This window comes from Rhizobium sp. R634 (genome assembly GCF_002211305.1).
In the GTDB taxonomy this organism is placed as follows: Bacteria; Pseudomonadota; Alphaproteobacteria; order Rhizobiales; family Rhizobiaceae; genus Rhizobium.
In genome coordinates this window covers 140,249-147,513 of the sequence record NZ_LOKW01000008.1, presented here as the reverse complement: position 1 = coordinate 147,513, position 7,265 = coordinate 140,249, and the positions used below count along the sequence as shown (strand labels likewise).

Below are 7,265 nucleotides of genomic sequence, written 5' to 3'. Positions count from 1 at the left end.
CCAAGCGACTATTCGGTCGTACGTGACGATGACGAAGATCCCAGGCTCATTCACGGTTGTAACCGGAGGGAGGGCGGGCGACTTCGTCACGCCTCTGGCCGGGTGGCCACCCGGCCAGAGGCGCAATCGCTTCCATCGCACAAAATCTCTAACGTGCAGATACAAGGGAGCGTGGGGAGAGCGACGACGCGGATCGAGACGGCGTTCTGCACCAGACGGTATCTTCAGACAAGTCACCAGCGGAAGTCTCTACACCCCTCCCAGAACCGGAAAGGGCGGCCGAAACCGCCCTCCTCATATACCATCAGCGACCAGCAATAATGCTGGAGATCACACCGCTGGTGACGCCGATCAGCAGGAAGTCGTTGTCGGCGCGGACCCAACGATAGCCGCGCGGCGGAGGCGCGAGCCGGTAGCGGCGGTAGTCGTTGACGTCGTGAAACCGGCGGCGTTCGCCGGCGTTGACGCGGTATCCCTTCTTCCAATGCGGCCTCACGACCGTTTTCTCGACGATCACCTTCTTCTGGACGACGACCGGCGGACGGCGGAAATCATCGGCGCTCGCCTGCGAGGCGACGATCGGCGAGAGAAGGAAGGAAGCGGACAGAAGAGCTGCAAAGATCTTTTTCATGTGAAGGTTCCTTGTGTGGGGGCACGGGAGCAAATTAGGGCCAGAAAGATGAACCGAAACTGAAATTTAAATTAAACTTTTGTAATGGAATCTGAGGCCTGCGGGTCGCAGTTTATATTTTAGATTAATCTTATGCACCCCAGTATCTACCGCAGGCGCCGGTGGCCGGCCTCGTCCTTCGAGGCCCCTGCGGGCACCTGAGGATGTGGTCGGAGAGAGGTCGCAGCCTCGTTCGCCGGAGACCTCACGGCGCCGGCAACTGCGATCGGTGGCGCGGCACGCCGAAGCGATATCCAATGGAACACCAGGCCTCAAAACACGGCTAGGCCGACCCCTTCCCCACGGTAAAGAATACCGGCTGCGCCTTGTCAGCAGTGTGCGAGCGTGTAGTTTCGGACTCGCGTCAATTCAGAGGTAAGGAAAACATGTCCGAATCCGCGGGTGGGCTCTTCGACTTCGTCGGGGTATTCGCCGTGTTCTTTCTCGTGGCCGCCAATGGCTTTTTCGTCGCCGCTGAATTCGCGCTGGTTTCCGTCCGGCGCAGCCGTGTCGCCGAGCTCGTCGCTGCAGGCCGGATGAATGCCACCGCCCTGCAGCGCGCCGTCGACAATCTCGACTCCAACCTCGCAGCCACCCAGCTCGGCATCACCATCTCCTCGCTGGCACTCGGCTGGGTCGGCGAGCCGGCACTTGCCCATCTGATCGAGCCCCTGCTCTCTTTCCTGCCTCAGCCCTGGGCGACGACCGGGGCGCATACTGTTGCCGTCGTCATCGCCTTCGTCATCATCACCGCGCTGCATATCGTGCTCGGGGAACTCGCGCCGAAAAGCCTGGCGCTTCAGCGCAGCGAAGCCACTTCGCTTGCCGTCGTGCGCCCGCTCGGCCTCTTCCTCGTGCTGTTCAAGCCGGCGATCTTCACGCTGAACGGCCTCGGCAACCTCGTCCTCAAGGCGGTCGGGCTTCGCGCCGGAACCGGGGAATCCTCCTTTCACTCGCCGCAGGAGCTGAAACTGCTCGTCGCCGAGAGCCAGGAGGCCGGCCTTCTCAACCCGGTGCAGCAGCAGCTCGTCGAGCGGGTCTTCAACATCGGCGAGCGGCCGATCTCCGACATCATGACGCCGCGCCTCGATATCGAATGGTTCGACGCCGACGACAGCGAGGCCGAGATCCTGAAGACCATCCGCGAATGCGGCCATGAGCAGCTGCTGGTCGCCCGCGGCTCGATCGACGAACCGATCGGCATGGTGCTGAAGAAAGACCTTCTCGATCAGGTGCTCGACGGCGGCAGGGTGCGGCCGATGGAGGTGATCAAGCAGCCGCTGGTGCTGCACGAGGGCACCAAGGTCGTCCGCGTGATCGACGCCTTCAAGGCCTCGCCCGTGCGCCTTGCCATCGTCATCGACGAATATGGCAGCCTCGAAGGCATCGTCACCCAGACCGATCTGTTGGAAGCCATCGCCGGCGATCTGCCGGGGGCGGACGAGGAACCCGACATCATCATCCGCGACGACGGCTCACTGCTGATCGACGCGATGATGCCGGCCTTCGACGCCTTCGAGCGCCTCGGCCTCAAGGACCGACCCGACGCCGATTTCCACACCCTGGCGGGCTTTGCGCTGCATCAGCTCCAGCACATTCCCGAAACCGGCGAAATCTTCCTCTTCGAGGACTGGCGCTTCGAAGTGATCGACATGGACGGCATGCGCATCGACAAGATCCTGGCGACGCGCGTCCCGGCAGACGGGGTGGTGAATAGCTAACCCGCCAGCGTCCAGAGCATTCCCGCTATCGCGCAGGCAAGCAGCGTCGTGATGACCGAGGTCTTGAAGCGGAAGATCGCCACGGCGGCGGCGGCAGAAAGCGCCATTGCCGCCGGCACGGCCGATTGCAGCACCGGAATATCGAGCCGCAGGCTGCCGAAATTGACCGACGCGACCTCGGCAAACAGCGTGTGCAGGCCGAACCAGATGGCAAGGTTGAGGATGACGCCGACCACCGCCGCCGTGATCGCCGACATCGCGCCGGCAAGCGCCACATTGCCGCGCAGCTTTTCGATGAAGGGCGCGCCGAGGAAGATCCAGAGGAAACAGGGCACGAAGGTCACCCAGGTCGTCAGGACCGCCGCAAGCGTGGCGGCAAGCATCGGATCGAGCGAACCCGGATTGCGAAAGGCGCCCATGAAGCCGACGAACTGCAGCACCATGATCAGCGGCCCCGGCGTCGTCTCGGCCATGCCGAGGCCGTCGAGCATTTCGCCCGGTTTCAGCCAGCCGAAATGCTGCACGGCCTCCTGCGCGACATAGGCGAGCGCGGCATAGGCGCCGCCGAAGGTGACGACCGCCATCTTGCTGAAGAACAGGCCTATCTGGCTGAAGACGTCGCCCGGGCCGAGGACCAAGTAAAGCGCTGCGACGGGCACGAGCCAGAGGGCGAGCAGCGCTGCCGAGATGCCGAGCGACCAGGCAAGGTTGGGGCGCGCATGATCGGGGATGCCCTCGCCGAGCGCCGAGTCAGCGTCCGACAGCACCGGACCACCCGCTGCCTTGTGGCCGCCGCCCGGGCTGAAAGCCTCAAGGCCGAGGCGGCCGCCGAGATAGCCGGCGATTGCCGCGGAAAGCACGATCAGCGGGAACGGCACGTGGAAGAAGAAGATGGCGATGAAGGCCGCCGCCGCAAGCGCAAGCATGACGCGGTTTCTGAGCGCCCGGCCGCCGATGCGGATGACGGCCTGAACGACGACGGCAAGCACGGCCGCCTTCAGCCCGAAGAAGAGGCCGGCGACGATGCCGACACTGCCATAGGCCGCATAGATATAGCTGAGGGCGAGGATCGACAGGAAGCCCGGCAGCACGAAGAGCACGCCGGCGACGAGCCCGCCCCATGTCCGGTGCATCAGCCAGCCGATATAGACGGCGAGCTGCTGCGCCTCAGGCCCGGGAAGCAGCATGCAGTAATTCAGCGCATGCAGGAAACGGTGCTCGCCGATCCACCGCTTCTCGTCGACGATGATCCGGTGCATGACGGCGATCTGGCCGGCCGGGCCGCCGAAGCTGAGCGCGGCAACGCGCAGCCACACCCGCAACGCCTCGGCGAACGGGACGCCGTGATGATGCCCCTTGCCCGCATCTTTCTTGCCCGCATCTTTCTTCCCCGCCTGCCCGGCGGGTGCATTTTCCATCATCTCGACCATCTCATGCCCTCTTCTTCGTTGCGGGCCAGTTGTGGGTTTCCTCGGTCGCATCGCGGCACCAGCGGAAGAAGGCATCGTAGAGAAGCATGCCGGCCTCGAGCTGCTCCAGATCGTCGGAATACATCCTGGAAAGGCCGAGCGAGGCGGCAAGCAGGCCGGATGCCTCGGGCGCGAGATCGAGCCGTGCGGTATCCGCCGCCCTGACGATCTTCGCGAGGTGCAGGAGCGGTTCCGACGCCAGTCCGAACTCCTCGACCATCACGTCGAAGGTGCAGAGCTCGCCGCGATGGCTCCAGAACACGTCCTCGATATCGAAGGGCACGGCCCCGAAGCGCTCGCCGACGGCGATGACTTCGGGCGCCGGCACGAACAGGAAGACGGCGTTGGGATCGACGAAGCGCCGGATCAGCCAAGGGCAGGCGATGCGGTCGATCTTCGGCCGCGCCCGTGTTACCCAGACGGTGCGCCCCTGCGCATCTCGGCGCGGCAGCTTCGCCTCGGGCACGACAGGTCCGGCCGCGACCCAGGCTTCGAAGCCGCCTTCGAGGGTTTCGGCCTCGATCCCGGCATGCCTGAGATAGGCGGCGACACCATGGCTGAGCTTGGCGCCCCGCTGGCAGATCACGACGACGGCATCGGCATCGATCTCGCCCGCCCAGGAGGCGACGTCGGCATGGCCGCGCCGGATCGAGCCCGGCACCAGGCGCGGATCGAGCGCAAAATCCTCCTCGGTGCGGACGTCGATGATGCAGGGCGCAGCCGGGGTTCCGATGAGGCGGCTGAGCTTGTCGGGAGATATTTCGAGAAATGACGGCATGACGCGTCCCTCCGTTGATCGGGTTTTACCGGACGCGATTCTTCGGCATGTCGCCTCGTGGGGTGATCGCAACCCCAGAAGAAAATCATGCGCAAACTGGCCCCGTTGTGTCAAGCGCATGCGGCGATACTGTCTGCATGCTGGCCACCGACCTCTTCTGGCATCATCTGGTCAATCGCCTTTCGCTTGCCGCTCAAGGCGGAGCGAAAAGCAACGGAGGACGTGCCGTGTGGCCCCCTCATCTGCCTGCCGGCATCTTCTCCCCGAGGGGAGAAGCGGACAAGCCGAGAACTCTGCGTCCACAAACGATGCCTTCAAGAAGGGCAAGACGCCGCCACGAGTCCCTTCTCCCCAGCGGGGGTCCGAAGGACGGGGCGAGACGCGTGGCTCGACCCAGGTCGATGCCGGCAGGCAGATGAGGGGGCTGCACGGCACATAGGTCGCTGCTTGACTTTGCTCAGCCCAAGCGAGGCAAGAACAGCCGGAAAAGCCCTGATAACAAGGGCCTCCGGCCCCAGAATGGAACAAAAACCTCGCTCGCTCATTTATTCATCACCGAAAGAGGAGAAAGTACCATGACGTACGACCCCAATAATGCCAACGATCCCAACCGCCCGCTGAATCCGAATCTGGATCTGCGCACCACGCCGACTGCGCGCACCAGCAATACGTGGGTTGTCTGGGTCGCTGCATTGGCCGTGATCGCTGTTGCTGCATTCGCCTATTCGCAGTGGAGCAGCACACCTCCCGGCACTTCGCCGGATACGACAGCCTCCACGACCCAGTCCACACCGGCCCCCGCCCCGGCCCCGGCAACGCCGATGGCTCCGGCCGATAACAGCGCAACGCCTGCTCCGGCACCCGCACCGGCCACTCCGCCGGCTGCTCCTGCCCAGCAGTAACCGCTGCCCGGTCGAGGGAAGCCGCGTTAGATGCCTCCTTGGCGTATCCGATGGGACACGCCAAGGAGGATCTATGCGTTGAACATGCTCGTCGTTTTCGGCGATCTGGGGTTTCAGCCTCACACGACCGGCGCCACCTCTTTTCTGCGGCCAGCCCTTGAATAACCGCAATCCGCGCTTATCTACAGCTCATAGAGATTGTCTCTGGCGGCTGACCACGGAGGTACTGGCAGCCGTCATTGAGACAAATCGAGGAAGGTCGGTGCGAGTTTCGCCCGGCCTTTTTTCTTGCCCTCGACACCGATGCCGAGCCTGCGGGTTACCAGCCGCTTTTGCTCTTCTTGCCGTCGGCCCCCTTATACGGATCGTAATTATAGGTGCGCGAGCCGCCGCCGTAGACGGTCTCGCGGTAGGTGCCGCCGAGAGTCTGCTGCGTTTGCGAATAGGGATCGCCGTTGCGATAGGTGTTGTAGCTGCCGCCGGAATTCCGCTCCATCGTGTAGGTATCGCGCCCTTGCGTCCAGCACGGGCTGGAGATGAGCTCGCAGCCGGCAAAAGCCTCGCCCGACATCAGCATCGCGACCACAAAAACCAACTTACGCATGATAGTCTCCCAAAATGGAGGTCGAAGGATTCAACCTCTGCCAAAGTTCTGATCTCATTCCTTCCCACTCCTTCGGCACACTCGCCCTCACGCTACAGGACAAGCCGATCCCGTTCGCGCCTTGTGAGGCGCGGCTGGCTGGCGATATTGGACTCGCGAAGGGACTATTTGGGAATTCTGTTATAGAAGGACTGGGGGTCGTAGACGCACTGATAGTCGAGGACGCAGAGCTTGCCGCTGGCATCCCTCACCCGCGCAATGTCGTACTTGTCCCCCAGATTGCACCGCGCCGGCGGATAGCGGAAACTGCGACCGCCGAAGCCCATGCGGATGAAAACTCTCTTCTCCTGGCGGATGATCTGCGAAAGCTCTTCGCAGCTGTGATCCCTGGCATTGACCTCCACTGCCTCCGCAGCAAGGACCGCCGACGGAAACAGCAGTGCAACGGCCAGAACAACGCTTTTCATACTCGACTCCTGATCTCAGAGACCGATGTCAGACATCGCTCTGTTGCGGCCGGTGCGCAAGCCCGAACTGCCGCGATAACACGATCTTCCTGGTCTCCGGCACGTCCTCGCCCAGCCGCTCCTTGCTGGATTTGTTCTCATTTTGTTCCAAAGTGCGAAAGAGTCAAGCGCCAAAATAGAAATTTTCAACCGCAGGATTCAAAGAGGCCTCCGCCTCAACGCGCGATGCATCAGGGGAAATTATAGAGCGACGCCGGATCGTAGACGCAGGCATAGTCCAGAACGCATTGCTTTCCGCCCGCATCGCGAAAACTGGTCGTGACGCGCTTGTCGCCCGGGCCGCACTGCGCCGGCGGAAAACGAAAGCTGCGCCCGCCGAAACCGACCCGAACGAAGACCTTCTTGTTCTCACGAATGATCTGCGCAATCTCGCCGCAGCTATGTACGTTCGCTTTGACTTCCCTCACCCCGGCAGCAAAAGCCGGTATCGGCAGCAACAAGGCGAGCGCGAAGATGAGGCTTTTCATGGAAGTCCCCGGTTTGCAGAAAGGAGATAGGGCGCGCGGTTCGATGCGGCCAGTGCGGCGGATAATCGAAATAAGCCGCTCGTCGCCGAAGACTTTCAACAGACCGAAGGTTCGGCCTGAAATCAAA

General features: G+C 62.8%; 8 protein-coding genes. 2 read left to right on the top strand and 6 right to left on the bottom strand.

Features of this window, described 5'->3' with window-relative positions; all coding sequences use genetic code 11:
- Positions 1-304 precede the first annotated feature (304 nt).
- Positions 305-631, bottom strand: coding sequence for an RcnB family protein (locus ATY77_RS12390; RefSeq protein WP_088687560.1), 327 nt, complete (start codon positions 629-631; stop codon positions 305-307).
- A gap of 425 nt (positions 632-1,056) precedes the next feature.
- Between ATY77_RS12390 and ATY77_RS12385 the strand changes: the two genes are divergently transcribed.
- A complete protein-coding gene (locus tag ATY77_RS12385) occupies positions 1,057-2,391 on the top strand; it encodes a hemolysin family protein (RefSeq protein ID WP_088687559.1) in 1,335 nt (444 codons plus the stop codon).
- Here the strand turns inward: ATY77_RS12385 and chrA are convergent.
- Complete coding sequence (chrA, locus tag ATY77_RS12380) at positions 2,388-3,821, bottom strand: chromate efflux transporter (protein WP_088687558.1); 1,434 nt, start codon at positions 3,819-3,821, stop codon at positions 2,388-2,390. The genes ATY77_RS12385 and chrA overlap by 4 nt on opposite strands.
- A gap of 1 nt (position 3,822) precedes the next feature.
- Positions 3,823-4,638 (bottom strand): sulfurtransferase/chromate resistance protein, encoded by an 816-nt coding sequence (locus ATY77_RS12375; protein ID WP_088687557.1) that lies wholly within the window; start codon positions 4,636-4,638, stop codon positions 3,823-3,825.
- Between the two features lie 575 nt (positions 4,639-5,213).
- Here ATY77_RS12375 and ATY77_RS12370 point away from each other — a divergent pair.
- On the top strand, positions 5,214-5,540 hold the full coding sequence (locus ATY77_RS12370) for a hypothetical protein (protein WP_088687556.1): 327 nt from the start codon (positions 5,214-5,216) through the stop codon (positions 5,538-5,540).
- 319 nt (positions 5,541-5,859) lie between these two features.
- On the opposite strand, the gene ATY77_RS12365 is transcribed toward ATY77_RS12370, so the two are convergent.
- The 3 genes from ATY77_RS12365 to ATY77_RS12355 all read right to left on the bottom strand — a co-directional run bounded on the left by ATY77_RS12365 (position 5,860) and on the right by ATY77_RS12355 (position 7,138).
- Positions 5,860-6,144 carry a hypothetical protein gene (locus ATY77_RS12365; protein WP_088687555.1) on the bottom strand — a complete coding sequence of 95 codons (285 nt, stop codon included), beginning with the start codon at positions 6,142-6,144 and terminating at the stop codon, positions 5,860-5,862.
- 164 nt (positions 6,145-6,308) lie between these two features.
- On the bottom strand, positions 6,309-6,611 hold the full coding sequence (locus tag ATY77_RS12360) for a hypothetical protein (protein WP_088687554.1): 303 nt from the start codon (positions 6,609-6,611) through the stop codon (positions 6,309-6,311).
- 230 nt (positions 6,612-6,841) lie between these two features.
- Positions 6,842-7,138, bottom strand: coding sequence for a hypothetical protein (locus ATY77_RS12355; protein WP_088687564.1), 297 nt, complete (start codon positions 7,136-7,138; stop codon positions 6,842-6,844).
- Positions 7,139-7,265 lie beyond the last annotated feature (127 nt).